Origin of the sequence: Spiroplasma endosymbiont of Andrena trimmerana, from assembly GCF_964019575.1 — a bacterium.
Classification (GTDB): Bacteria; Bacillota_I; Bacilli_A; order Mycoplasmatales; family VBWQ01; genus Spiroplasma_E.
This window is the reverse complement of sequence record NZ_OZ026455.1, coordinates 1429953-1455805: the sequence shown is the minus strand read 5'-3', so window position 1 is coordinate 1455805 and position 25853 is coordinate 1429953. Positions and strand designations below refer to the sequence as shown.

30 protein-coding genes are annotated in these 25853 nt (G+C 23.8%); 18 read left to right on the top strand and 12 right to left on the bottom strand.

The genetic code is table 4. The features are described from left to right. Positions 1 to 206 precede the first annotated feature (206 nt). From AACL03_RS08660 to AACL03_RS08585, 16 genes are all read left to right on the top strand, one after another. Positions 207 to 482 carry a hypothetical protein gene (locus tag AACL03_RS08660; RefSeq protein ID WP_338956755.1) on the top strand — a complete coding sequence of 92 codons (276 nt, stop codon included), beginning with the start codon at positions 207 to 209 and terminating at the stop codon, positions 480 to 482. 59 nt (positions 483 to 541) lie between these two features. Then, positions 542 to 745 (top strand): hypothetical protein, encoded by a 204-nt coding sequence (locus AACL03_RS08655; protein WP_338956753.1) that lies wholly within the window; start codon positions 542 to 544, stop codon positions 743 to 745. Positions 746 to 962: 217 nt separating this feature from the next. Further along, positions 963 to 1820 carry a hypothetical protein gene (locus tag AACL03_RS08650; RefSeq protein WP_338956752.1) on the top strand — a complete coding sequence of 286 codons (858 nt, stop codon included), beginning with the start codon at positions 963 to 965 and terminating at the stop codon, positions 1818 to 1820. 1 nt (position 1821) lies between these two features. Further along, entirely contained in the window at positions 1822 to 1947 is a 126-nt protein-coding gene (locus AACL03_RS08645; protein ID WP_338956654.1) for a hypothetical protein, read from the top strand. Next, the gene (locus AACL03_RS08640; RefSeq protein WP_338956750.1) at positions 1947 to 2135 is read left to right on the top strand and encodes a hypothetical protein; all 189 of its coding nucleotides are present in this window, start codon (positions 1947 to 1949) and stop codon (positions 2133 to 2135) included. Before AACL03_RS08645 ends, AACL03_RS08640 begins: the two co-directional genes overlap by 1 nt. A 1-nt stretch (position 2136) precedes the next feature. Then, positions 2137 to 2337 carry a hypothetical protein gene (locus AACL03_RS08635; RefSeq protein WP_338956748.1) on the top strand — a complete coding sequence of 67 codons (201 nt, stop codon included), beginning with the start codon at positions 2137 to 2139 and terminating at the stop codon, positions 2335 to 2337. Between the two features lie 34 nt (positions 2338 to 2371). After that, positions 2372 to 2527, top strand: coding sequence for a hypothetical protein (locus AACL03_RS08630; protein WP_339040071.1), 156 nt, complete (start codon positions 2372 to 2374; stop codon positions 2525 to 2527). 95 nt (positions 2528 to 2622) lie between these two features. Next, the gene (locus tag AACL03_RS08625; protein WP_338957437.1) at positions 2623 to 2946 is read left to right on the top strand and encodes a hypothetical protein; all 324 of its coding nucleotides are present in this window, start codon (positions 2623 to 2625) and stop codon (positions 2944 to 2946) included. Positions 2947 to 2949: 3 nt separating this feature from the next. Further along, positions 2950 to 3147: a hypothetical protein gene (locus tag AACL03_RS08620; RefSeq protein WP_338956743.1), complete on the top strand. Its 198-nt coding sequence runs from the start codon at positions 2950 to 2952 to the stop codon at positions 3145 to 3147. A gap of 9 nt (positions 3148 to 3156) precedes the next feature. Continuing rightward, positions 3157 to 3327 (top strand): hypothetical protein, encoded by a 171-nt coding sequence (locus AACL03_RS08615; RefSeq protein ID WP_339040070.1) that lies wholly within the window; start codon positions 3157 to 3159, stop codon positions 3325 to 3327. A 22-nt stretch (positions 3328 to 3349) separates the two neighbouring features. Beyond that, positions 3350 to 4255 carry a hypothetical protein gene (locus AACL03_RS08610; RefSeq protein ID WP_339040069.1) on the top strand — a complete coding sequence of 302 codons (906 nt, stop codon included), beginning with the start codon at positions 3350 to 3352 and terminating at the stop codon, positions 4253 to 4255. A 158-nt stretch (positions 4256 to 4413) separates the two neighbouring features. Continuing rightward, on the top strand, positions 4414 to 4671 hold the full coding sequence (locus AACL03_RS08605) for a hypothetical protein (protein WP_338957725.1): 258 nt from the start codon (positions 4414 to 4416) through the stop codon (positions 4669 to 4671). Then, positions 4671 to 5531, top strand: a complete 861-nt coding sequence (locus AACL03_RS08600; protein ID WP_339040068.1) for a hypothetical protein — start codon at positions 4671 to 4673, stop codon at positions 5529 to 5531. Before AACL03_RS08605 ends, AACL03_RS08600 begins: the two co-directional genes overlap by 1 nt. Positions 5532 to 5732: 201 nt before the next feature. Continuing rightward, positions 5733 to 6266, top strand: coding sequence for a hypothetical protein (locus tag AACL03_RS08595; protein WP_338956938.1), 534 nt, complete (start codon positions 5733 to 5735; stop codon positions 6264 to 6266). Positions 6267 to 6396: 130 nt separating this feature from the next. Continuing rightward, positions 6397 to 6804, top strand: a complete 408-nt coding sequence (locus AACL03_RS08590) for a hypothetical protein (protein WP_338956939.1) — start codon at positions 6397 to 6399, stop codon at positions 6802 to 6804. A gap of 22 nt (positions 6805 to 6826) precedes the next feature. Beyond that, positions 6827 to 7069 (top strand): hypothetical protein, encoded by a 243-nt coding sequence (locus tag AACL03_RS08585; RefSeq protein ID WP_339040067.1) that lies wholly within the window; start codon positions 6827 to 6829, stop codon positions 7067 to 7069. Between the two features lie 213 nt (positions 7070 to 7282). On the opposite strand, the gene AACL03_RS08580 is transcribed toward AACL03_RS08585, so the two are convergent. Further along, positions 7283 to 8233 carry an IS30 family transposase gene (locus AACL03_RS08580; protein ID WP_339038665.1) on the bottom strand — a complete coding sequence of 317 codons (951 nt, stop codon included), beginning with the start codon at positions 8231 to 8233 and terminating at the stop codon, positions 7283 to 7285. Between the two features lie 281 nt (positions 8234 to 8514). Here AACL03_RS08580 and AACL03_RS08575 point away from each other — a divergent pair, with 281 nt between their 5' ends. Then, positions 8515 to 8859: a hypothetical protein gene (locus AACL03_RS08575; protein ID WP_338956942.1), complete on the top strand. Its 345-nt coding sequence runs from the start codon at positions 8515 to 8517 to the stop codon at positions 8857 to 8859. Between the two features lie 56 nt (positions 8860 to 8915). Here the strand turns inward: AACL03_RS08575 and guaB are convergent, their stop codons facing one another. The 10 genes from guaB to AACL03_RS08525 all read right to left on the bottom strand — a co-directional run bounded on the left by guaB (position 8916) and on the right by AACL03_RS08525 (position 23141). Further along, on the bottom strand, positions 8916 to 10382 hold the full coding sequence (guaB, locus tag AACL03_RS08570; protein WP_339040066.1) for an IMP dehydrogenase: 1467 nt from the start codon (positions 10380 to 10382) through the stop codon (positions 8916 to 8918). Positions 10383 to 10385: 3 nt separating this feature from the next. After that, a complete protein-coding gene (gene guaA, locus AACL03_RS08565; RefSeq protein ID WP_339040065.1) occupies positions 10386 to 11927 on the bottom strand; it encodes a glutamine-hydrolyzing GMP synthase in 1542 nt (513 codons plus the stop codon). 199 nt (positions 11928 to 12126) lie between these two features. Then, entirely contained in the window at positions 12127 to 13704 is a 1578-nt protein-coding gene (locus AACL03_RS08560) for an APC family permease (RefSeq protein WP_339040064.1), read from the bottom strand. Further along, complete coding sequence (locus AACL03_RS08555) at positions 13705 to 14655, bottom strand: IS30 family transposase (RefSeq protein ID WP_339038665.1); 951 nt, start codon at positions 14653 to 14655, stop codon at positions 13705 to 13707. Positions 14656 to 15122: 467 nt separating this feature from the next. Next, the gene (locus AACL03_RS08550) at positions 15123 to 16127 is read right to left on the bottom strand and encodes a hypothetical protein (RefSeq protein WP_339040063.1); all 1005 of its coding nucleotides are present in this window, start codon (positions 16125 to 16127) and stop codon (positions 15123 to 15125) included. A 462-nt stretch (positions 16128 to 16589) separates the two neighbouring features. Then, positions 16590 to 18776, bottom strand: a complete 2187-nt coding sequence (locus tag AACL03_RS08545) for an ATP-dependent helicase (RefSeq protein ID WP_339040062.1) — start codon at positions 18774 to 18776, stop codon at positions 16590 to 16592. Positions 18777 to 18811: 35 nt separating this feature from the next. Then, positions 18812 to 19507, bottom strand: coding sequence for an RDD family protein (locus AACL03_RS08540; RefSeq protein WP_252320210.1), 696 nt, complete (start codon positions 19505 to 19507; stop codon positions 18812 to 18814). Positions 19508 to 19511: 4 nt separating this feature from the next. Next, complete coding sequence (locus AACL03_RS08535; RefSeq protein WP_338956955.1) at positions 19512 to 20510, bottom strand: glycosyltransferase family 2 protein; 999 nt, start codon at positions 20508 to 20510, stop codon at positions 19512 to 19514. Positions 20511 to 20583: 73 nt separating this feature from the next. After that, on the bottom strand, positions 20584 to 21399 hold the full coding sequence (locus AACL03_RS08530; protein WP_252320214.1) for a hypothetical protein: 816 nt from the start codon (positions 21397 to 21399) through the stop codon (positions 20584 to 20586). Positions 21400 to 22019: 620 nt separating this feature from the next. After that, positions 22020 to 23141: an Mbov_0401 family ICE element transposase-like protein gene (locus AACL03_RS08525; protein WP_338956840.1), complete on the bottom strand. Its 1122-nt coding sequence runs from the start codon at positions 23139 to 23141 to the stop codon at positions 22020 to 22022. 298 nt (positions 23142 to 23439) lie between these two features. Between AACL03_RS08525 and AACL03_RS08520 the strand changes: the two genes are divergently transcribed. Continuing rightward, complete coding sequence (locus AACL03_RS08520; RefSeq protein ID WP_339040061.1) at positions 23440 to 23787, top strand: hypothetical protein; 348 nt, start codon at positions 23440 to 23442, stop codon at positions 23785 to 23787. Here the strand turns inward: AACL03_RS08520 and AACL03_RS08515 are convergent. Continuing rightward, positions 23784 to 25820: a hypothetical protein gene (locus AACL03_RS08515; RefSeq protein ID WP_339040060.1), complete on the bottom strand. Its 2037-nt coding sequence runs from the start codon at positions 25818 to 25820 to the stop codon at positions 23784 to 23786. The genes AACL03_RS08520 and AACL03_RS08515 overlap by 4 nt on opposite strands. Positions 25821 to 25853: the final 33 nt, after the last annotated feature.

Genomic DNA, 25853 nt, shown 5'->3' with positions numbered 1-25853 from the left:
AAGAATATACTTGTATATATATATATATATATATATAATGGTTAATGAACATTAGTGATTATTCGCGTTCTTACTAATGTTCATTTTTTATTTTTAGTTGAAATTTTATATTTTTATGATATATTATTAGTAAGTATAGGTTTACCCTACTATGCTTGACTTATTAAATTAAATTTTAATGAACGCGAAAGGTTAAGTATTTTTTTATGTTTAAAGTTCAATTAGTTAATATTGAAAAAGGGCGTATTATTCCCGATAAAAATAATAAAGGTCAAACATTAAAGTTTGATGTTTTGAAGTTTGTAGAAATAAACAAACAAACAAGTGTGCCAACTGGTCAAACACGTGATAAATGATATAATCCGGAATTTGCTAGTGATTTTAATAATTGTTTATCTACTCTTGATTTAAAAGTTGGTAATTTTTATTCACTTGAACTTGATTTAAGCGGTAATATTAAAAAACTTTCTAATTGAAAATAGTTATTTATTAAAAGGGTAATTTTAAATAATTATTTTATGTTAGGAGTTAATTTTAAATTATGGCTAGAAGTAATAATTGTTCTTGTGGACAACCGTTTCATTTAGCTATTTATATGTGTAAACTTTGTGACCAAGTTATTTGTCCTAAAAGAGTTTTACAAAACTTATATACTAGAAAATATTATTGTCCAAATTGTATATTAGATATTGCTTTAAATAAGGCAATGAGACAGCAAGAAAGTAAGTTAAATTATGAGACATAAATGTAGTGATTGAACTTATGAACGAGTATATGGTTGTGAAATGTGTTACAGAGTTGCTAATGAAATGGAACGAATAAAAAAAGAGAATAAAAGAAATAAGTAAAAATTAAATAAGGGGCTTATATATGGATTATATATTTTTCATTAAGCCCCAATGGATTAGATTATAATTCATAAATAAGCTCCTTATTAGTATATAAAGTAAGGAGTTTTATTTATGCCTAATGAATTAGAGCAAACTAGTAATTATACTTTAACTAAAATTTTAAGAACTGGATTAAGTCCATTAAGTGCTATGGTAGGTGTTAGTGCTTATTATGGTCAATATTTAAAAGACCCAGTATTAGGTTCTATAAATTCTTTGTTATTTAGTAAAAAGTTAGGAATTGATATATGGAATATTAATCAAAGACCAACTACTAGAAATAAAGTTATTAATAGTTATAAAAAGATATTTTTAGGTTTAGGGACTATTGGTTTAATTAACTATGCCAAGTTTGTTCAGTATGTAGATAAGTCAGTTTCTTTATTAAGAGATGAACCTTGTTTTTGGCCGCCTTGTCCTACTGAACCACCAATTCCTACTCCAATTCCAACTCCTAATCCAGTAATTGATAAGCCTTTTGTAGATTGAGATACTTATATATCTTTAAATAGTTTTGGTATAGCGAATGTTATTAGTGGTTTAACTGAGTTAATACCTAATAAATTTGAAGCAATAAGAAAGATATGTAATATGGCTACTGGTGGATGTTTGATTAGTAGTGGTGTTGCTATGGGAATTAATAATAATTTTAATAATTATTTTGCTATTCCTACGATAATTGCGGGAGCAAGTGAAATTATAAATAGTTTATTGTTGCCATTAGGCAATACACATAATAATATAGAGTTACAAGAAGTATTTACTGATGAAAGAGCAAGATTAATTAACACTAGTGTTAGTGATTATCAAAGTACAAATGACAGTATGGTTGATGTTGATTTAAATGATGATAATATGTCGGAGATTAATTTAGATAGAGCAAGTTTAAACTGGGATTATTCTTATGCTTATACATTAGGTGGTGTTTAAAATGAAAAAAGATAAATGAAAAAATATGCCAAGACAAAAGTTACATAAGAAAAAAGCAAAGCGAAATTTTGAACAAAGATTAAGTGAAAATATGAGTTTTGATAATTTTTTAGGAGGTAAAAAATAATGGTTAAATGAATAGTTGTAATATTGGCTGTGTTTGCTACTTCTTGGTTTTTTAAAGGTACTATTAAAAAGTTAGTTTGAAAATTTAAACATAAAAAACATGATATAGTTGATCCCGATTGTTGATATTGTAAAGAACAAAAACGGAAAGAAAGAGCAAGAAAAGAATTAGAGGAGGGAGGTGATTAAAATGCCCGCAGGTTTAACCGCACTATTAAATATGATTGGAGGTATTGGCCAAAAATTATTAGAATCTTTTAGTTATGTATTTGATTGAGTATTTGCTGGTGATTCAATTATGACAAATTGACCAGTTTTAATTCCAATATTTATGATGGTCTTAGTATTTATTAAAGAATTTATAGGACATATTATTCGTGGATTTAGGTAGAAAAAACTAAAGTTGTTTTTAGGAGGTAATAGTTATGATTAAATTATTTTTTGCAATAATTTTTGTTTTTCCTTTATTAGGTAAACTTTTACCTTCTTTAAATAATATTGTGCAAAATATTTTGCAAAGTTATATTACTGATTTTTCCGGTTTACATAATTTATCTTTGGTGATAGTTCACAACAAATAGTTTCTATGCCAGCACCATTGTTAGCAATTATTTTAGTACTTTTTACTTTTTCATTAATTTTAAAATTATTAAAAATAATATAGGAGTAGTTTATTATGGGTGTTGCTTTTATTTCAAAAATTTTAGAATTATTTGCGCAAATTTTTATGAAATTTTGAAATTTGCCAATGGCAGATTTGGGTTTTAATTTGGGGACTTTTGTTGTTTTTATTCTTTTAATAAAGTTTGCTATGTCAGTTTTTTTAAATATTGATATTCAGCCAGTTTTTACATCGGGTACTGTAAAGCAAAGTTATAGAAATATTAAAGGAAGTTCAAAATTTGTTGGAAAGCAAATTGCTAAACAACATGAAAGAAAACGTTTAAGAAATAAGGCTAAGGGTGTTGAAAATAAAAAAGGGAAGTTTGTAGGTGCTTAATTTATGAGTGATTTTGTTAATAGTATATTGCATTTAATTTTTATATTTTCTAGTAATGATATTAGTATATTTTTAAATCAACCAAATATTACTGATGAAGTTTATATTTTGTTTAATTTGACTTTTTGGTTGGTATTAGGTGTATTTTTTAATTTTATTTATCGTAGTATTAAATTTGTTTTTAGGTCATTATTTGGGTAGGTGTTAATTATGAGTGTTTGAGATATTTACAATAAAATACATCAATGTATAGTTGATTATTGAACTATGTTTATAGGTAGTCCAGTTGATGATTTTACTACTATTTTATGAAATTTAGTGGTTTATGGAACTCAGTTTTTATTGGATTTATTATATTTTATGGTTCATGGTGAATTTTAAAATGTTTATTTGGTAAATAATTATGTGATTTAAGTTTGTTAAATTATTTTTTGTTGTAAATAGTACTGTTCAAGCACCAACTAGTTTAATTGTTTTTAATGCACCTAGTGAAAGTAATTACACTATAACTAGCGATATGGTTAAACCCGTTAAATATAATGATTTTAATGATTGAGCAACTATTCCATGAAACTCTGCTTATTTTGATGTTGGCCAACCAGATTTAAAATTAGTTTCTGCTGTTGTACATAAAACTACTGATACTCCTTATTCAATTCAATTTCATTCTGATGTGGTAGGTAATTTTGATAGACGAGTTAGTGATTTGTCTACAAATTATGATTTTACAGAGCAAGATTTAAACCAGTTATCTCTTATTTTATTTAATCATAATTATATACAAACTGGTAAGTTTAATGAGTTAGTTTTTTGAAATTATAATGTTTCTAATAATTTAAGTTTTAAGTTGACTTTTGAAATTACAAAACCTTTGAGTTTTTATATACAAGGTTTTATGTTTTATATTTCTGCTGAATATTTTAGTTATTTTTCTTTTATTTATACATTTTCATTTTTAGATTATGAGGGTAATATTCGTTATAATTTTAAAGGTGTATTAAATGATAAAGATAGTGTTTATAATTTAGGAAAATATAATTTTGTTACTATGCCGGTTCGTGTTCCAAATTTAAAGCATTTAACAATTGATTTTGATTTATCTTCGTTAACTAATCGTGACGGTTTGCATGTTAAATTTGGTCAGATGAATATTTTTTCTTCCAAAGATATTGTTCCAGTACCACCAAATAGTCCTTTTAACCCTGAGTATGAACGTGTTAGTTGATATGATGTTTTTGGTCATCTGCGTAATGCTTTTAGATGAATACTTTATGGTGTTGTTGGTAAAGTTTTACAGTTGAACCATTAAGACAATTTCTTTTTACAACAGATAGTTTATTACGACATATTTTTTCAGATACGATTAGTACTGCTTTAAATGTTGATATTGTTAGTGGAATAGAAAATATTATACCTTTATGGTTATTTGTTAGAGCAATTAGTTTAATTATAGGTTAGGAGTTTATTATGGAAAATAAAAGATTGTTTTGATGTGAAATTTTGATTACAGTTGTTGTTTGTTTTTTAACATCATTAGTTACTGCATTATTTTTTAATTTTGATGTAGATAAATTAAAATTATTTTATGAAAATTCTGGTTTTGATGTTCAATTTTTATTGTTTATTTTTAATTTTATTTTTTCTTTTGTTTTTGGTTCATATTTTATGAAATTTTGTTTTTGAATTAAAAGTAAGTTTAAAAATAAAAATAAGGTGGTTAAATAATGCCTTGATATGGTTACGTGTTATTGGTTATAGGTTTGATTATGATTATTTATCCAATTCTTATAACTATTCGTAATGTTAAAATTTTAAAACGTGTAGGTAGTTATATTATTTCAGCGCCACCACGCACTGGTAAATCTGCTCTTGCTTGTTGTTTAGCACAAACTCATAAAAAACGAGTAGTTAGTCCTTTTCCTATTAAATTAAAAAATGGTTATTCTTATTTGGTTAATTATGATGATGTTTTTACTTTTAATCAGTTAGCAAGTAATTATGCTTTTGAGGAACAAGATTTAATAATTTTAGATGAATTAGCATTAAAAATAAATTCTAATGATTTAGGAGTACAGTTTAAAAATCAACAAGAAAGTTTAGGACAATTTTGTAAGTTAATAGGTCACATGTTTAATGGTACAATGTATTTGATTGAACAACACCCTAATAGAATACCAGTACAAGCAAGAGAAAAAGTAGAGTATGTTGTGCAAGTTAAAAGAATGCGTTTTTTGGGCTTTGTTGTTATATTTAATCTTAATTTATATACTAATATTGAGGATTATAATAAAGTAGTGTTTTCACGACGTAGAACAAAGAAAATGATTAAAAAAGGCATAATGCCTCCAAGTTATAGCGGTGAAGCAATGGCTATGACTTTATTTTTTCCTAGACATTGGTTGAAAAGGTATAATTCTAGGGTTTTACATTATGTGCATGAACTTAAAAGTGAATTATCACCTAAGAAATACCTTAAAGAAGCAAGTAGTATCGATATGACTTATAGTGATATTAAATTTGCTGGTTTGGATAAATTGGATAATATTTTAAAGAAAAAAGATAAACTTAAAAATAAAGATAAATAAAAATGATTATAGTCCCAGTGAACCTACTGGGACTATAATTTGGGTGAGCCACGTAGTGGCGAGGGACGTAGTCCCTATATACTTGATATGAGTTTTTAACCTATTATTTTTAAATAAAAATAATAGTTTTTTATTTAGAAAAATGAAAGGAAATATAAATTAATTATTTAAAAAATAATTAATTTATAAAGGGTAGTTAAAATGACTGAAAAACAGAAAATAGAAATTAATCAACTAAATTTAGAAATTAAAAAATATCATGAATCAATATGAATTCTTATCGACAAATTTAATGAATTAAATAATCTTTATAAACAGCAAAAAATAAAAATATCAAATACTAAAAAAGAACAAGAAAAATTATATTCTAAATATAAAATAATACGTAATAAATATTTAATTGAAGATAATCCAGAATTAAGTAAAAAATGAGGACAAGAAATGAAAATTAGTGGACAAAGACATACAATGAAATGAAAAAAAGTAATGGAGCAAGAAAAAAGAGCACTAAAATTAAAAGAAGAATGCCAAATTTTGGAAAAAGAAATTAATGAATTAGAAATAATACTTAACCAAAAATTAGATAAAATACCTATCATTCTTAATGATAATTTTAATCATATAAAAAATAAGGCAAATGATGAAAAAATAGATAATTTACAAAATATACAACATACAGTAAAAGAATATAAACCAAATTTACCAATTTTATTAATTTATTACACATATATCTAATTTCTTATATCTTTTATTTTTTCTGATATAGTACTTAATTGTAAACTGAATATAAGTTTTAAATTTTAACCATTACTTTAGTTTAAAAGTAAATGGTTTTTTATATTTTAAAAAGGAGATAAAAAGAAAAATGAAAATACAAAATAAAATTATACTAAGTTCAACCATTTTCGGTGAAGTTATAGGAAATATTGCTGGATGATATTCAATCCCAACAATGATTGCTGAATGATTAGATATTATGGAATATGATTTTATTGATAATTATATAAACAATGATTTTAATCCATATCGTTCTACAGTTAAAGGTGTTTTAATATGAGGTTTAATTTCAGCAGTAACAATGGCAATAACTTCAACTGTTAGTGTAAAAACTGTTGAATATGTAAAAGTACTTTATAAAAATTGAAGACAAACAAATAGTAGAGAAATTGATGAAACAACACCTTTACTATCACAAACACAAATAAATTCAATAAATAATAATGAAGTAGAACCACCATTAGTATTAAATCCAGCAATAAGTGTAAGTTTATAATTAATATGGAGCGGAAAAAGATATGAAAAAAATATTATTACTACTTGCAATAAGTAATACTTTATCAATGACCAATAGTAATTTTTCTTATAATATTAATTCAAATTTAACAAGCACAATAAAAAGTAGTGATGAAATTAATTTTTTAGCTACAGCAGATATTCATGCTGGATATCCTCAATCAGTTAGTGACAAAACAATTAGTGTCCTTGCTAAACATTTACCAGAAATAATAATAGAGGTGTTATTATTTCTGGTGATTTAACAGGTTATGTTAAATATACAGGGAATTTATTTTCTTATAAATTAATGTTAGCATCAATCTCTAATCATCTTTTAGCAGGTTTTGGTAACCATGATTCTGATACTACTTGTAAAGTTAACCAAACTTGACTTAACCAAAATATTGTTAAACAAAATGCTATGACAGCAGCTCACTTACTCTATTATACTTGCTAAATTGTAAAGGTAAGTGCAACTAAATTATTTTTCTATCCAAATATTCGATTGGTGAAAGATAATTTAGTATTTTTCTCGGTTTTTGATTTAAAGACAATATAAATTTATGAACTTCATTTTTATTAGTTTTTGAAAAAATAAATTTTTTAGGAAATTTTTCTCTAATTAAACCATTAGTATTTTCATTAGTACCTCTTTGTCAAGGTGAATATGGATTGGCAAAATAAATTTTTACATCTAAATTTTTTTCAAGTTGTTGTCAATTTGAAAATTCTTTGCCACGATCAAAAGTAATAGTTTTAACAATGTTTTTAGGAAGAATTGATAAATAATAACTGACATTTTTATTAATAACTTTAGTAGTTCTGTTTTTAACTAATATTGCTAAAGTAAATCGTGATACTCTTTCAACTAAAGTTATTAAACATGATTTGCTTTTACCTCGTGATGATACTATAGTATCTCCTTCTCAATGACCAAGTGTTATACGATCATTAACATTTATATCTCGTTCTTTAATTGATTTACCATTAAACTTGCCACGATTTTCTTTAGATTTTCGTTTTTTACCTTTTCTTCTTAAATTTTTACTAGTAACTTTATCAAGCATTCCAAAATAAATTCAAGTATAAATTGTTTTAAAACTAATAACTCATTCTTTATGAAAATTTTTAATTCTGCCATAAATTTGTTCAGGTGATCAACCTAATAGTAATTTTTGTTGTACATATTTTACTAAATTCTTATTTTTAAACTTATGAAAACTAATATGTGATTGTTTTCGATTTTCAGCTTTATTTTGTGCAATTAATGAAAAATAATGATTATTATCTTTATTTCTATTAATTTCTCGAATAATAGTACTAATACTTCGATTAAGATTTTTAGCTATTTCACTAATTTTAAATTTAAATTTCAATTGATTCTCAATATAAATTCTTTCATCTATGCCAAGATGTTTATAACTCATATAAAAACTCCTTACTTTTTTCTAAACTAAATTTAGCATTATGAAATTTTTATATGAGAATTTTTTGCAATTTTATTTACTTGCACTTACAAGTATAACTCAGCACTTCAAAAAATGAAGTTCCTGTATATTCTTGAAATTGATTAGGTATACATTTTGTTCAATGCAGTTTAGCGCCAATTAATAAAGATACTTCAGGTTGAAATTTTGGAAGAAGTGATCCTGGGCCAGCATTAACTGAATTACAAAAAGATTTAGAAATAAATGTTGGTTTGAGTAATATGCCAATTGTTTTAGCTTTTCATTATGGATATGATGATTTTTCAATTGATCAAGAATGATGAAGTAAAGAACAAAGAACTGAATTTGAAAATGAAATTTTAGCAAAATATAATGTTATTTTAATGTTAACTGGACATCAACACTTTGTATCAACCAAATATGATGAAAAAATAATTGCAGTTAATGTTGGTAAAAAGACAATTTATGATGTTTTAAGTGGTACTGCACTTTTTGGTGGTTATTCTGAAATTTCTATAAATAAAACTAACAAAGAAATTACAATTAAGCGTCATAACGTACAACAAAACGATGAAATTGTTATTAATAAAAAAATTAAATATTAATTAAAATTAAAAACTAAGTTTTATTAAAACTTAGTTTTTTTAAATATACAAATTTTTTATTTATTATAATTTGGTGCTTCTTTTGTTAGTTCAACATCATGAGGATGTGATTCTCTTAAACCAGCACTTGAAATTTTTACAAATTTAGAATCTTGGATTAAAGATAAAATATTTTTAGCACCAACATAACCCATACCACTTCTAATACCACCAACTAATTGAAAAACAACATCTTGTACTTTTCCTTTAAAAGGAACGCGTGCTTCAATTCCTTCTGGCACTAATTTTTTAATTCCTTTTTGAAAATAACGATCACTACTACCACGTTTCATGGCAACTAATGAACCCATACCAACATAATTTTTATATTTTTTACCATTGACAATAATTTTCTCACCTGGTGATTCTTCTGTTCCAGCTAAAATGCTACCTAACATTACACAATTGCTACCAGCAGCAATTGCTTTTACAATATCACCAGAATATTTAATACCACCATCAGCAATGACAGTTACGTTTTTATTTTTTGCTCAATTATAAACATCATTAATAGCAGTAATTTGTGGCACACCAACTCCTGCTATTATTCTAGTAGTACAAATGCTACCAGGACCAACACCAACTTTAATACAATTTGCGCCAGCTTCATAAAGTGCTTGTGCTCCAGCTGCAGTACAAATATTTCCAGCAATAATATCTAATTTTGGATAAGTTTTACGAATTATTTTAACTGTTTTTAAAATCCCTAAACTATGACCATGTGCTGAATCAACAACTAATACATCAACTTTTGCTTTAACTAATGCCTCAACTCTTGCTAAAGTGTCTTCACCAACACCAACAGCAGCACCAACTCTTAATCGTCCTTGATCATCTTTACAAGCATTTGGATAATCAATAGCTTTATCAATATCTTTTGTTGTAATTAAACCAATCAATTTATTATTTGAACCAACAATTGGTAGTTTTTCAATTTTATTTTTTAACATAACTTGTTTTGCTTGTTCGATTGTTGTTGTTTTATCACAAACAATTAAATTTTTGGTAGTCATAATATTTTTAACTAATGCATTATCATTATCAAGATATTTTAAATCACGATTAGTAACAATTCCAATTAGTTGATTTTCTTCATTTACAACAGGCAATCCAGAAATTCGATAAGTACTCATAATTGATTTTGCTTCACTAATTAAAGTTTGAACACCAATAGTAATTGGATCAGTAATAAAACCTGACTCATTTCTTTTCACTTTTTGTACTTCTAAAGCTTGTTCAGCAATTGATAAATTTTTATGAATAATGCCAATACCACCAACTCTTGCCATGGCAATTGCTAGATCAGATTCAGTAACTGTATCCATAGCAGCAGATAAAATTGGAATATTTAATTCAATTTTATTTGTTAATTTAGTTTTTAAAGAAACTTGATTTGGTAAAACTTCTGAATATCCTGGAACTAATAATACATCATCAAAAGTAATTCCTTCACATATTATTTTTTGATTTAAATCTTTATTCATAGTTTACTCCCATTCTATAGTACCTGGTGGCTTTGATGTAATATCATAAACTACTCTATTAACACCATCTACTTTATTAATAATCTCATTTGCAACTTCATCTAGAAATTCTCATGGTAAATGTGAACTTGTTGCTGTCATAAAGTCAATTGTATTAACACTTCTTAAACTAACAACATAATCATAAGTGCGATTATCACCCATTACGCCCACAGTTTTAACTGGTAGCAAAGTGGCAAATGCTTGTGATACTTGATTATATATATTTTTTTCTTTCAATTTGGTAATAAAAATATGATCAACTTCTTGTAAAATTAAACATTTTTCTTTTGTTACTTCTTCTATAACTCTAACTCCTAAGCCAGGACCAGGGAAAGGATGACGATTAATTAATGTTTCAGGTAATCCAAGTTTTAAACCAATTTCTCTTACTTCATCTTTAAATAAGGTTTTTAATGGTTCTAACAATTTAAATTGTAAATCATCAGGTAAACCACCAACATTATGATGAGTTTTAATTGTTTTTGAACTTGCATGTTTACTTGAAGATTCAATAATATCCGGATAAATTGTTCCTTGTGCTAAAAAATCAGCCGTTTTAAATTTTCTTGCTGCTGTTGTAAATACATCAATAAATTGTTTACCAATAATTTTTCTTTTTTCTTCAGCATTTTTAACACCTTTTAAAGCAGTAAAAAAATGTTTACTTGCATCAATCATTTCAAGATTAAGTTTAAAATTTTGTTTATAAATTTCCATGACATCAATTGCTTCATTTTTTCTCAATAAACCTGTATCAACAAAAATGCAAGTTAACTGTTTACCAATTGCCTTAGAAATAATGGCAGCGGCAACTGAAGAATCAACTCCACCACTTAAACCTAAAATAACTTGTTTATCTTGGACTTTATTTTTAATTTCTGAAATTTGATTACTAATAAAATCATCTAAACTTCAATCTTTTGTACAATTTGCTATTGTAAATAAAAAATTTTCGATTATTCGCTTACCAAATTCTGAATGGGTAACTTCAGCATGAAATTGGATACCATAAATTGGTTTAGTCAAATGTGCAATTGCTGAAATTGAAGAATCAGAATGAGCTATTTGTATAAAATCTTTTGGAATTTTTGTTACATGATCAGCATGACTCATTCATACTTTTGATTGATTAGCAACTTTTTTAAATAATTTATTATTTGGTTGATCAAGATATAAAATTGATTTTCCAAATTCTTGTTCATCTGCCAATTCTACTTTCCCTTTAAAATGATTTGTTAATAATTGCATGCCATAACAAACTCCTAAAATGGCAACTGGTAAATTAAAAATCGCTTGATCAATTTTATAAGCATTTTGTAAATAAACACTTGATGGTCCACCAGATAAAATAATTGCTTTTAAGTTGGGATATGTTTTTATTTTTTGATAACTAATATTAAAAGATAAAACTTCAGTATAAACATTTGCTTCTCTTACTCTTCTTGCTAATAATTGTGTATATTGACTTCCAAAATCTAAAATCAATACTTGTGTATTTATCATTTTTTTCCTCCAAATATAATAGTAATTAAATCATTTTTTAACAAAAAATAAAATAGATTACAGTAATAATTATTTTATGATAGATTTTAATTTCTTTAAAATATAATTAAAAATATTGATATTAATGATAAGAGCATATGAAAAAGAGTAATCATTTATTAATGATTACTCTTAAAAGTTAAAATATAATTTAAAGAAATTAAGTTGTAACTGATCTGGCTTCATTTTCATGAATTTTAATTCGTTCTAATTCTGTTTCGGGTTCATTAAGTAAATATTTTATTGCTTCTTCTTCAGTCATTGGTATGAATTCTTGATCTAATTGATTTTGATAATCTAAATTTGATGCTAAACGCATTTTTAATTTTGGTTGATAATAAATAAAATATCAAATAACAGCAATTACAATAAACATTCAAAACATTAAGAATTCAATAATAACAGCTATTAATACTTCCCCTCTTTTATTAATCATGTCATTAATCATACCATAGTTAAAAACAACAAACTGACTAAGTAAAAATAAACCACAAGCAACAAAAACAATTCATTCTCAAATTTTAATTTTAATTTGTTTACGATAACCCATAACACACGTGGCAGCTAACACAAAAATATATACAGCAATAGTAATGTTAGTAGAAAATCCTAGTACTGTATTAAAATCAAAAGGTGCACCAATTAAATCTGGGATTATTAACATAATAATACAAGCAATAATAGTAATAATTAAATTAGCTGTACTAGCACGCATTGCAATATTTTCTTTATTTAATTTGGCTAATTTTTCGGTAATATATCCTTCTTTGGCTAATGGTTGAATCATACCACCAGAATATAAAGAATTTTGCATAGCACCATTTAATTTCAATGATAAAGTAGAAATAACTAGTACAATCATACCAGTAATACCAGCAATTCCTGATATAACATTATTTGGATTATATTCATTAGTAGCTCCAGATCAACCATTTTGGCCATTTGTACCGTCAATAGTAATGGCACCAAATACTAATACTGATACAGCTAAATAAAAAATAGTTGATAATAATAAAACAATTAAAATACCTTTACCAAAGTTTTTGGTTGGATTTTTAACATTTTTTCCAACAACAATAAAAGTTTCAAAACCAATAAAGAAATAGAAGAAGCCACTAAATGCATTATTAATTTTTGGTAAAGTTAAATTAATGTTTTTTGTTCCTTCAGCCGCTTGTGAAAATGCTAAACCTTTATTAGTTACTACCAAAATAATAGCACAAACAATTAAAAACAAAGCAGAACCTCATTTAATAATACCAGAAATATTAACAAATCAACGAAATCCCTTCATTCCAAAATACATGCAACTAGCAACAGCAGCATAAATAAAAATATCAAAACTATCAATCATTAAACTCGATCATCGTTCAGGAACTCAATTAAAAATTGATAATTGATCTAAATTCACTCGAAACATAGAAATAATAGTTACAATAATTGTTGAAGGTAAAGTAATATATTGAATAAAACCAATTATTCATCCTCAAAAACGACCAAAAACTCCACGAACATAAACATAAGCACCACCATTAGTGTCATGATAAACACGACTACATTTAGTAAAAGCAAGTGCAGTTCCCGCAGCAATTAAAGCACATAATAAAATAACTCATAGCATATGTAAACCAACGCCACCATTATTTCAATAATAAATGCCAATTAATGCCATTGGAAATGCAATACCACAAGTATAGTTAAAACCAATTCATATGCTAAATTGTAAAGGTAAGTGCAACTAAATTATTTTTCTATCCAAATATTCGATTGGTGAAAGATAATTTAGTATTTTTCTCGGTTTTTGATTTAAAGACAATATAAATTTATGAACTTCATTTTTATTAGTTTTTGAAAAAATAAATTTTTTAGGAAATTTTTCTCTAATTAAACCATTAGTATTTTCATTAGTACCTCTTTGTCAAGGTGAATATGGATTGGCAAAATAAATTTTTACATCTAAATTTTTTTCAAGTTGTTGTCAATTTGAAAATTCTTTGCCACGATCAAAAGTAATAGTTTTAACAATGTTTTTAGGAAGAATTGATAAATAATAACTGACATTTTTATTAATAACTTTAGTAGTTCTGTTTTTAACTAATATTGCTAAAGTAAATCGTGATACTCTTTCAACTAAAGTTATTAAACATGATTTGCTTTTACCTCGTGATGATACTATAGTATCTCCTTCTCAATGACCAAGTGTTATACGATCATTAACATTTATATCTCGTTCTTTAATTGATTTACCATTAAACTTGCCACGATTTTCTTTAGATTTTCGTTTTTTACCTTTTCTTCTTAAATTTTTACTAGTAACTTTATCAAGCATTCCAAAATAAATTCAAGTATAAATTGTTTTAAAACTAATAACTCATTCTTTATGAAAATTTTTAATTCTGCCATAAATTTGTTCAGGTGATCAACCTAATAGTAATTTTTGTTGTACATATTTTACTAAATTCTTATTTTTAAACTTATGAAAACTAATATGTGATTGTTTTCGATTTTCAGCTTTATTTTGTGCAATTAATGAAAAATAATGATTATTATCTTTATTTCTATTAATTTCTCGAATAATAGTACTAATACTTCGATTAAGATTTTTAGCTATTTCACTAATTTTAAATTTAAATTTCAATTGATTCTCAATATAAATTCTTTCATCTATGCCAAGATGTTTATAACTCATATAAAAACTCCTTACTTTTTTCTAAACTAAATTTAGCATTATGAAATTTTTATATGAGAATTTTTTGCAATTTTATTTACTTGCACTTACAAGTATAACTCAGCATATTAATTCATTAAGACTAATTTTTTCATTATTAGCACGAGATGATTTTGCTCAAAATTTTAATTTTTTTAAATTAAACATTCAATTAGTAATTCCTTTCAAAAAATAAATTATTTTTAATTATAACTTAAAAAAAATATTTTTATTTTTTAATTATCAAAATTTTATGATATTAGAACAAAAGTAGTTTTAAAGTGATTAGCAAATTGAACAATAAAATATAACAAATTATAATAATATAATTTGTTATATAAATAATTACTAATTATTTTAGTTTTAATTTTCCCTAAATAATGAGTAAAAAAACTTAATTTCTTTTTATTTAAATTTTGATATTTTTTATAATAATTATCAAAAAAACATTAAACTTTACGAACTGGACTTTTTACTCAATAAGTTCAATTACCAGTAAAAACATTTGAAAAATCACCTTCATTTAAATATTTTAATCCGTGATTATTTGTTCCTCAAACTTCATCTATCTTACCATTACTATCACGATTTAGTGATCATATTCTAATGTTTGCTAATTTATTTGTTTGTGCTCAATTATATAAATCTTTAGCATCTTCTAAAATAAAATAGTTATTATTTACATCATTAATACCAATCATTGGTGTAATACCTAGTTTTTGATAAACATCAGTAAGTAATAAATTAGACTTTGGAAAATATTGTTTTATTAATTCAAAATATTGGTTAGCAGTACTTTTAATTGCTTGTTTAGCAATATCAAAAAAAGTTAAACCTTTATCAATTACTTCTTGTCCAACAATTTCACCATAATCCATAGCCATAATGTTAATTGTAAATAAATCTTCAACTTTTAAATCTGCTTTTTGATATATTTCTAAAGCTATTTTAATAACATTCTCAATATCTCTACCAACTAGCCCCGTTGGCATTACTGGTAATGTAACACTAAAGTTTCAATTTTGATTATTTCTTTTCATTTTTGTTAATGTAGTAAATAAAACCTTCATTCCATTAATATGATCACTATCAAAGTTTATACCTTCAATATCTAAGTCTAAATTTAACGGCATATCTTTAGTTTCAAAACCTGCAAATTTAGTAATTCGTTCTTGATACTCAATCAAAGCTGGTTGTAACATTGCTACTGCTTTATTAATATCTTTATTAGATAGCCCATATGCAACATCTCATGGATTATATCCAACCGCTGAAGCAGCTCCACCATATGCAACAACAATATTATTAAAGCCATCATTCTTTACTAAAGGTTTAAGCACTTCTGGTTTTAATTTATTTTCTACTCAATAATCATATCCAGCGCCCAAAGACTGTCCAGCAATAGTTAATTCTAACTTATCTTTAATTGCAATTGCTTGCTGAACAAAAGACAAAGTAATAGATTTTAAATCTTTTATTTTATTAAAAACTTTTTTACCATCATGTAATATAATTTCTTTACCATTAATTAAGTCTCTAGGAGTTGTTCCTATTCATAATCCTCCATCATAATAAGGTTGGAATAAATAGTTAGCATGTTGTTTAACTTTATTAGTAACTGATTGACCATCACGATTGGGGTTAACTTCAATTTAATTACGAATTAAACCTTTTCACGCTTCTAAATTTATTTTTATCATAATTACTTTTTTCCTTTCATTAAAATAATAAGATTTATTAAAATAATAAGATTTATTAAAATATTAATTTTTCTAAAGTTATTTCAAAATAAAAAATAATTGGCAATTTAGCACCAATTTTAAAATGTTATTAGGAAAATTAAATTAAAATAAATCTTAATTCTAATTTTATACTTAAAAATGTCCAAAAAATAGACATTTTTAATAAAAATAAATTTATACAAATTTTTTAATAGCAATATGATTAGAACTAATAATTCTAATACCACCATGATTTTTATGAAAAGCAACTTGAATTTTATCACCAATTAATTTAGTAATAATACCTTTTCCAAAAATTTCATGAATAATTATATCTCCAACATTTCAATTATTAGTTATTTCAACCTTATCTTTATTATCAGCTTTATAGTAATTAAATTTAGAATGATTACGATTTTGATAAGTTGCTGCCATTTCTTGGTGTTCGTTATTAATGATTTTTAAATATTTAAGATCTAAATCTTTTAAGAAACGAGATGGTTGTTTCATACGATCCAAGATATATGAATATCCACTGGCACTAGATAAAAATAATCATTTTTTTGCCCTAGTAATTGAAACATAAAAAAGTCGTCGTTCTTCTTCAATTTTATCTAAGTTTTCTATACTAAATTTACCTATTCCAGGTAAAATACCTTCATTAATGCCAACTATAAAAACAACATCAAATTCTAGACCTTTAGCACTGTGAATTGTCATTAAGTTAACGGCTTTATTAGTACTATTTTCATCTAAATCAGTATATAAACTTACTTCTTGTAAAAATGACGTTAATAATTCTTCGCCTTGTAATTCATTATTACTACTATCATATTCAAGCAATTGTTCTAATAATTGTTGAACATTTTCAATTCTTTCTTTTTCAAGATTATCTTCTAGTTTTTTTAAATAATTAGTTTTATTTAATAAATTTTCAACCATGTTATGTAAAGAGGTAACATCTTTGATATTAGTTTGCATCTCATTAATTAAATTAATTAAAGGTTGTAAATGTTGACGATAATTTTTTGGTAATCCATACTGAAATTTAAATAAGTATTCATTTAAAGTTAGTAATTGTTCATTAGCAAGTAATAATAAGTTATCAATAGTTTTTGGTCCAATTTTAGGTGTTGCATTTAAAATTCTAATCATTGATATATTATCATTTCAAACAATAATTTTTAAATATGCCAAAATGTCTTTAATCTCTTTACGTTCAAAAAATTTATAACCACCAAAAATTTTATAATTTATATTATTATTAATCAAAGCTTGTTCTAAATCTTTTGATAAATAATTATTACGATAAAGAATAGCAATTTTATTCAAATCTAAATGATATTTTAAATGAATTTTTTTAACAGTTGTTGCAACTCAATGTGCTTCTTGATCACTACTACTAGCATGATACATAACAATATCATTACCAAGATCATTTTTAGTAAACAGTTCTTTTTCAATACGTTGAACATTATTTTTAATTAAACTATTAGCTGTATTTAAAATCTTAGTTGTTGAACGATAATTTTGATTTAAAATAAATGTTTGTGTATTAGGAAATTGTTTAGTAAAATTCAATATTAAATTAATATTTGCTCCTCTTCAACTATAAATAGTTTGATCAGGATCACCAACTACAGTAATATTTTTATGATTTTTAGCAAGTGATAATAAAATATTATATTGAATATCATTAGTGTCTTGAAATTCATCAACTAAAATAAAATCAAATTTCTTTTCTCATTTTGTTAAAATATGTGGAAATTCTTTAAATAGACGTTCAACTAATAATAATAAATCATCAAAATCTAAACATGAATTAATAAATTGATATTTTTTATACGATTCAAAAACTTTGATACGTAAAATTCACTCATCTTGATTTTGATAATCAGCTAATAATTGATCTTGAGAAAGATAATTATTTTTTCAGTTAGAAATATTAGAACTTAATAATCTTAACTCCTGCAATTCAGCTTTATGTGAAAATTCTTTTTGAAAAATATCTTTTAATATTTTTCGTTGATCTTCTTGATCAATAATATTAAAATTATTATTAATATTTAAATGATGAATATCTCTTCTTAATATTTTGGCACATAATGCATGATAAGTAACAATATTAACATTAATGTTAGTATCATTTAAAAGTTGCATTATTCGTTCTTTCATTTCACGTGCTGCTTTATTAGTAAAAGTTAATGCCAATATTTTTTCACTAGCAATTTTAATTACATTAATTAAGTAAGCAATCTTATATGTTATAACCCGCGTCTTTCCAACTCCAGCCCCCGCAATAATACGACATGGGCCATCAACATTAATAATTGCTTGTAGTTGTTGTTCATTTAGATTTTCTAAAAGTTTTGTTTTATCCATGTTATTTATCCTTAAGTTAGTAAGAGTATATACTATTAAAGACTATTTATATTTTCTAATTCGTCATCATTAATATTTCCTGGTTGAGAATAAACTAAATGAATATGTGGATCATTAACGTTAGTTGATATCTTCCTTTTATTAGTTGCAAGTGGTTTCTTGTTAATGACAAAAGTTTTATGATAACGATCAAAGAATAGCTGATGATATTTATCAATTTTAGTGACGATCATAATCCCACAATACCAAGCAAAATCAAAACTAACTACAGAACGAATAAGAATATTTAATCAAGAATTTAAAGTACTATTACTATTAATAGTAGCAATGTTTTCATTAAAAGTCAATTTCATAAAAAGAATTATTGAAGTGGTTAATAATAGAGGAATAAAAACTAAAAATAGTTCACGATAAAAAAAATGTTTTAACTTTAAATCTTGATTTTTTTCATTTACTAATCTTATTTGAAAAATTAATTTTCCCAAAGTTTGACCCTTACATTTTCATGGGATAATAACAAAATATATAATGACAACAATTATATTAATAATAAAAATAATTATTAATTGTCATGATTCTTGATTACCTTTATTATCTAAATAATGGATTGCTAATCCAATTATTAATGGGATTAAACTAACAAAAATCACGTCAAAAATACGTGCAATAATACGTTTTCATGTTTTAGCTATTATATATGTTTCGGTTGTATCTAATTTTTTAATATTCATTTTTTTACTCTCAATATTTTGAATCATCTCTAATATTATTATCTTTAAAATATTTCTTAAAATAAGTACTTAGATCAGGAGCATAAGTGGTAAATTTATCATTTGGATTAATAGTATTAAAATAAGAATTTTTTTTAAAATTTTTAAATTTAAATTCAATAATTTCTTTGACACGATTATATGTTTTTTCAATTAATGCAGGTTTTTTAGAAATACTAATAAATCTTAAAAGAGTATATAGATAGTATCTAACAAAAGCATATTCCAACTCTTCATATAAAACTTTTTTAATTTTATAATTATTATAATAGTTTAAAATATGTATTCATTGATGCATTAGTTCAAAAATATTATCATTTTCCAATGTGTTATTTTTAGACGTTAATAATGTTTCATTAATTGCATAATATGTTTTACAATGTGCTAAAAATGAGTATAAAAATAAACTATCAAATTGGATTTCTTTACGAAATTGTAAATTATATTCATTAATAATACTAACTTTCATGATTTTTGTTGTTAAAACTGGTGTTGTTAAAGCAAAGACTATTTTTCCTTGTGTTGTATTTAAATTATATATTTTATTAACTTCAGTTCTAATTGTTGAATGAAAAACATTATTTATATCAAATTCATAACGAACACAATATTCAATACAATCTAAATCCTTATTATTATCTAAAATTTTATTAACTGTTTCAACAAAATTAACGCTAAGAATTTCAGTTGGATTTAAAATAACTACATATTGTCCGGAAATATATTTAAGGCCAAGATTACGACTAATGGCAATACCTGATACTTGATAATTAGTAATCATTTTTAAATTTTGTGGATATAATTTAAAATATTTACTAAATATCTCCAAATTTTCATTGTTAATGCCATCATCAACAACAACAACTTCAAAATTAGTTTTTTTATTTACAAAAATCTTTGCTAAAAAAGAATCTAAGTGCTCGGATTCAAATGAAGTTGTATATAAAATAAAACTTAGTAGCATAATAAATATTTCCTCTCTTTTATAAATAATTATAACACTTCTTTAACAATTTTAAGTGAAGGTTTATCAACATTTATTTTTTATTTTTTTGATTACTATTTTTAAGTTTATTTTTAGATACTAAAGTAGATTTTTCTATATTATCTGTTTCTTTAATAACTTTAACAGTCATATTTTTATGATCAAAAATAGTTTTTAAATTACCTTCAATAATAACAGTTTCAGTATTATTAGGTTTAATAACGTTTCGTTTTGCGGGCTTGCTAACTTTTTTCTTTTTTTGTCCTTTTAATATTTCTGCTCTTAATAAAGCACGTGTTTTTCTAATTTCAAATTTTTCAAATTTAAAAAGAAATGATTTAATAAACTTTTTATACGAATTAACAAAATATCGAAGTCTTTTCTTGCTTCGAGCATGATTATCATATTTTAATAAAATACAAACATAGTTTAATTCATTTCTTGCTTCTGATTCAATTAATGAATTAAAAAAACTGTGATAATTATGACTTAAGTTATATGGTTGACCAGATATTGGGCTTTTATAAGGAGTAAAACCTAGATTACCAGTAGTTTTATAATACTTAAAATCAGCAACTCGTGTTGTCATTTGTCCCTTAGGATGCTCTGGTGATTTAATTTCTGATATTTTAAAAATATTATTTGTATCAAATTCTAAAAAATAGCAATATACCTTATGAACAAAGTTACCTGCAGTTTTAAAAGCAATATATAAATCTACTTTTGCTTCATAATTTAAATTATCAAAAATACTAACGTATGGTTGATAAAAATCATATTTTTTATCAATAATTTCTCATCCTTGTTTTTTAATAGTAAGTTCAATCTCATCAGCACAAATATTTGGATTTAAAATAATTTTCTTCATTTTCTACTCCTAACTCTAATATTTTCTAAGTCTATTTTATCAAATTATATATAAAGTGTGGTCTAAGAAAATTTTTCACTTTGATTAATAATTAAAGTACTTTTATTTTTACTATTAAACAACTAACAATACATCATAAAATTATCTTTAAACTATATGAATATATCATATATTTCTACACATATTAAAGTTATTCTTTTTTAAAAACTTTTAGCAAAAATTATATTAAACTTTATTTATTACTTTTTCTAAAATAATATAGAAATGATGAATATATTATTAATAAATAAAATACTAGAAAACTATATATTAATTAAAAAAGAATACTAATATTAATGTTAGTATTCTTTTTTAATTAATAATTTTTGGCAGTTGTCAAAAATCCGGAATAAATTAAATCGTTGTAGTCTTATTATAAATTTAGACAAGAAATAATTTGGATTTTTATGAAATTGTAATTTTATCTTACTACTAATTTAAAAATATTACAATTAAAATACTCAATTTTATAAATTATAAAAACATTTTAATAATTTAATTAACATAAATATATAACAAAAATTCTTATTAACTTTTAATTTAATAAGTTTTTTTAATTTTTTATTTTAAAATAAGTAAAATTATGTTTTTAAATTTATTTGATTACATTTAAAAATAACCATTTTTATATAAATAAAAATACTATATGTTCTATTAACAATCATTTCTTTTAAAACATGTCAAATATTTGTTTCAGTAAAACAACCAATATTTCATTTTGCACCTTGATTAACAATACCTTTTTTATTATTTTTAAAATATTGTTTTTTTAACTTTTTATGATTATCTAATTCTTTATATAAATAATCAATTAATTGTTCATATTGACCATTATTAATGAAATCTTTACAATTATTATATTCACTTCAATATTTTCCTTTATTTCCCGCCATTATACCAAGATATAATGTTCTAATTAAATGGAATTTATCTAAAACAAACTCAGCACCAAGATAATCTGCTACATCTTTAATTCATCCAGCACTATCTCCACAAATAATTATTTTTGCTTGTTCAACATTTTCATAAAATTTTTGACAATGTTCTTTAACAAATTCAGCAGTTTTTTTAACTCCAATTGCTGTTCTTGTTGGTCTAATAATTGCTTTTACTCTTTTATTTTGTACTTTATGATTAATATTATCTGTATATGTTGTTATTAATCTCATAGAGTGTTTTATACCTTTACGTTTAAAATCTCAAAACTTTCGATGTCCATCATCAATTGCTACAAAAATAGGTTGATTTTTTTCTAATTTTACTTTTACTGGATTTGCTTCAATTACTTCTAAATTTTTAAAAACTCTATGAACAGTACTAACACTAATACCTGCTTTTTTACAAATAGCACAAATATCATGATATCTTTTTCCATCAGCAAAATATTCAATAATAGTTTGTTCAACATCTTCACCAATTCTTTTATATTTAGGTAATTCTAGTCATTCATCAACTAAACAAACACGAACTCATTTTTGTAATTTTTCATCAAAATATTCATAAATTCTTCTTTTATAAGTTACTAATCCATACATTATTTTTCTTGTTCGATATTGATAATCAACAATTTTATATTTCTTTTTATCTCTTGTATTTTTTATTCTTCAATCTCATTTTTCTCATTTTTTTGTTATATGTTCTAAAACTAATTTATCAATTTTTGCACTTTGTTCTCTAAAATTTCATTTATAATTAAAATTCATATTTACTTCTCCTAACTATTTTAAAAAAATCTAAATTTATTGTAAATATATTTAAAAAATTAATTTACTTAATTATTATATAAATATATAAGTGTAATTTTAAATAAAATAAAAATTATTTAAAAAACCACTTTCATATTTAAAATATAACAAACAATTTCAATATAATTAATAGTATAGGTATCATAAAATAAACGCCTTTAATTTAAGCGTTATTTTGCGTTTAAAAGCATACTTGTAAAAATAATCAAAAATAGTACAATTTAAAAGTAAAATCAAGGAAAAAAGGAGAATTAAAATGCAAGATAGCAAAGAAATAATAAAAAACGTAGAAAATAAAAATGAACCAAAAAGAAAAGAAATAAATAATTTAAAAAAATGAATTAAAACAAATTATAAAAAAATAATATTATGAACTGCTGTTATAACTGCATTATTATTAAGTATAATGTCGTACTATAAAACTTATAATTATAAATCATATTTAGGACATGACTATACAGTCTACTGGGGGGGTGGAACAACAATATGGTCAGAAAAAACAAATGACCAACATAAAATAAATTTATATTTTGGAATTAAGCCAATAGATAGTACTGATATAAAATGGGACGGTATTTATCCTAATGGATATTTTGATAATTAAATTTCTAGATTTATATAAGAAATATTTTCATTATATTTATCAAATAAATTAATATTATTTAATTCTATTTCTTGTTTATTAGTAATTAAAATTAAATCATAATTACCAGCACCAAATATTCCACTGATTTCAATCCGATTTAAATTATTAATCGGATTTTCAGTCTGTAATTCAAATTCATTAATATTATCAATTTGCGAAATTTCTTTATAAAATTCAAATTTAGAAAATAATTGTGATTTATTAGAACCATATAAATTTAAAGCATTTTCAATTTTACTTTTATCCATAATTGCTCTTGTAAAATACTTACCATATTCACCATTACCTAATGTTCAATCTGCTGGAATTAATGAAGGAATATTATTACTTTCTAATTCATTAGTTATAGATAATCAATTAAATTGATTATCATCTAATTTAAATAATTCATTTTGACTAATATCATTATTTTTTAACTTAATGTTATTAACATCAGTAAAATCAAAATATTCAGATTTTAATATAACTTTTGCATCTTTATATTCCCAAATTTTATTTTCATTAGGATGTATTGGACTTGATTTTAGTTCGAAATAATAAGGTAACAATATTTTATTATCATCATTTAAACCTTTATTAATTGATAACATTGAATAAATATATTCTGATAACATGATAAATATTTGTTTGAAAATTTTTACTTGTTTTAAATTAATATAGTTTGGGTAATCTAATTTTCATTGTTTAAATAAATTAGTAATAACATCTTCGGGCTTTTGTCCCTCAAATTTTACACGTAATTTTGCAATATCATTTTTTGGTTTACCATTTTTATCTTCATATGTAGCACCTTCAAAATTTATATTGTAGTTATATATATAACTTAACATATCTAATAATAGTTTCTGTAAACTATCATTAGTTGGTGCATCTTTTATTTCAATTTCAATATCATCAAATCTATTATTAGTTGCAACATATTGATAAAATTGACTTTCACCTACAAAATCTCAAACTTCTTTATCTTTTAATTCTTTTTGACTTTTTAGTGGTCATTTACCACCTAAAACATTACTAAATTCATATCCTAATCAAGCGTGTGTAACTCTTGCATTTTTAATTATTTCTTTTCTTGTTTCTTTACCACCACCAATAGCAATTAAATCTAAAACCGATTTTTCTTCTCCTATAAATTGTTTTGCTAAGTTTCAAGGTAATATTTGTTCACTAAATCATTGTTGTAATATTCTAACTTTTGGTTGAGTTTCAATAGGCATTGATAACAGCGGAAATGCTATCTTATCCTTGATAAATAACTTTGGGTATACTTCCATATTGTCAACTTCACCAAGTACCTTTATATTGCCGAAAATCATGCTTCTAGGTGCTTTAATTTTTAAACCAATAACTTTTGTATCTTTATCTAATGGTTTTTGTAATTTAATAATAATTGGATAACCATCTCTTGTTTTAAAATCTTTAATTTTAATAATAGTAATACTTTTAGTACTTCTTGTTTTTGGATTTTGATAAGGTTGTGAATAATTATTAATGATATATAAATTATCAATATTATTTTCAATTAATGGTTCATTTATACTAACTGCATATAATTTAAATTGATTTAATAAATTTATTTCTTGAAAAATTAAATTTTTAATATCAGTCATACTATATTCAATTGTATTATCATTAATATTTGTGCTAGCTCTTTGATTTAATTGCATAGTAAAGTCTGATGTTTCAACAGCAATAGTTTTTAATACTTTATCAATATCAATAAAACCAATTTTAATAGTATTTGCTGAAAATCTTAAACTATTATTTTCATTATTTTTAAATAAACGTTCAATTTCATAAATATAAATTGTTCTTTTTTTAAATTCATCGTATGCTCTATTAATATCTGGGTCACTAGTAGCACCCATCATATTAGTAAAATCATAAGGAATATTATCAATTAAATAATCATTTTCTACTTCTGCTTGATTAAGTTTAGTTTGCTTCTGTTTCTGTGGAAACTTTGTTTGTGGTTTGTTGTTGTCTTCCATTGTTATCTCCTATTAATTGGTTATTTTCTGGAT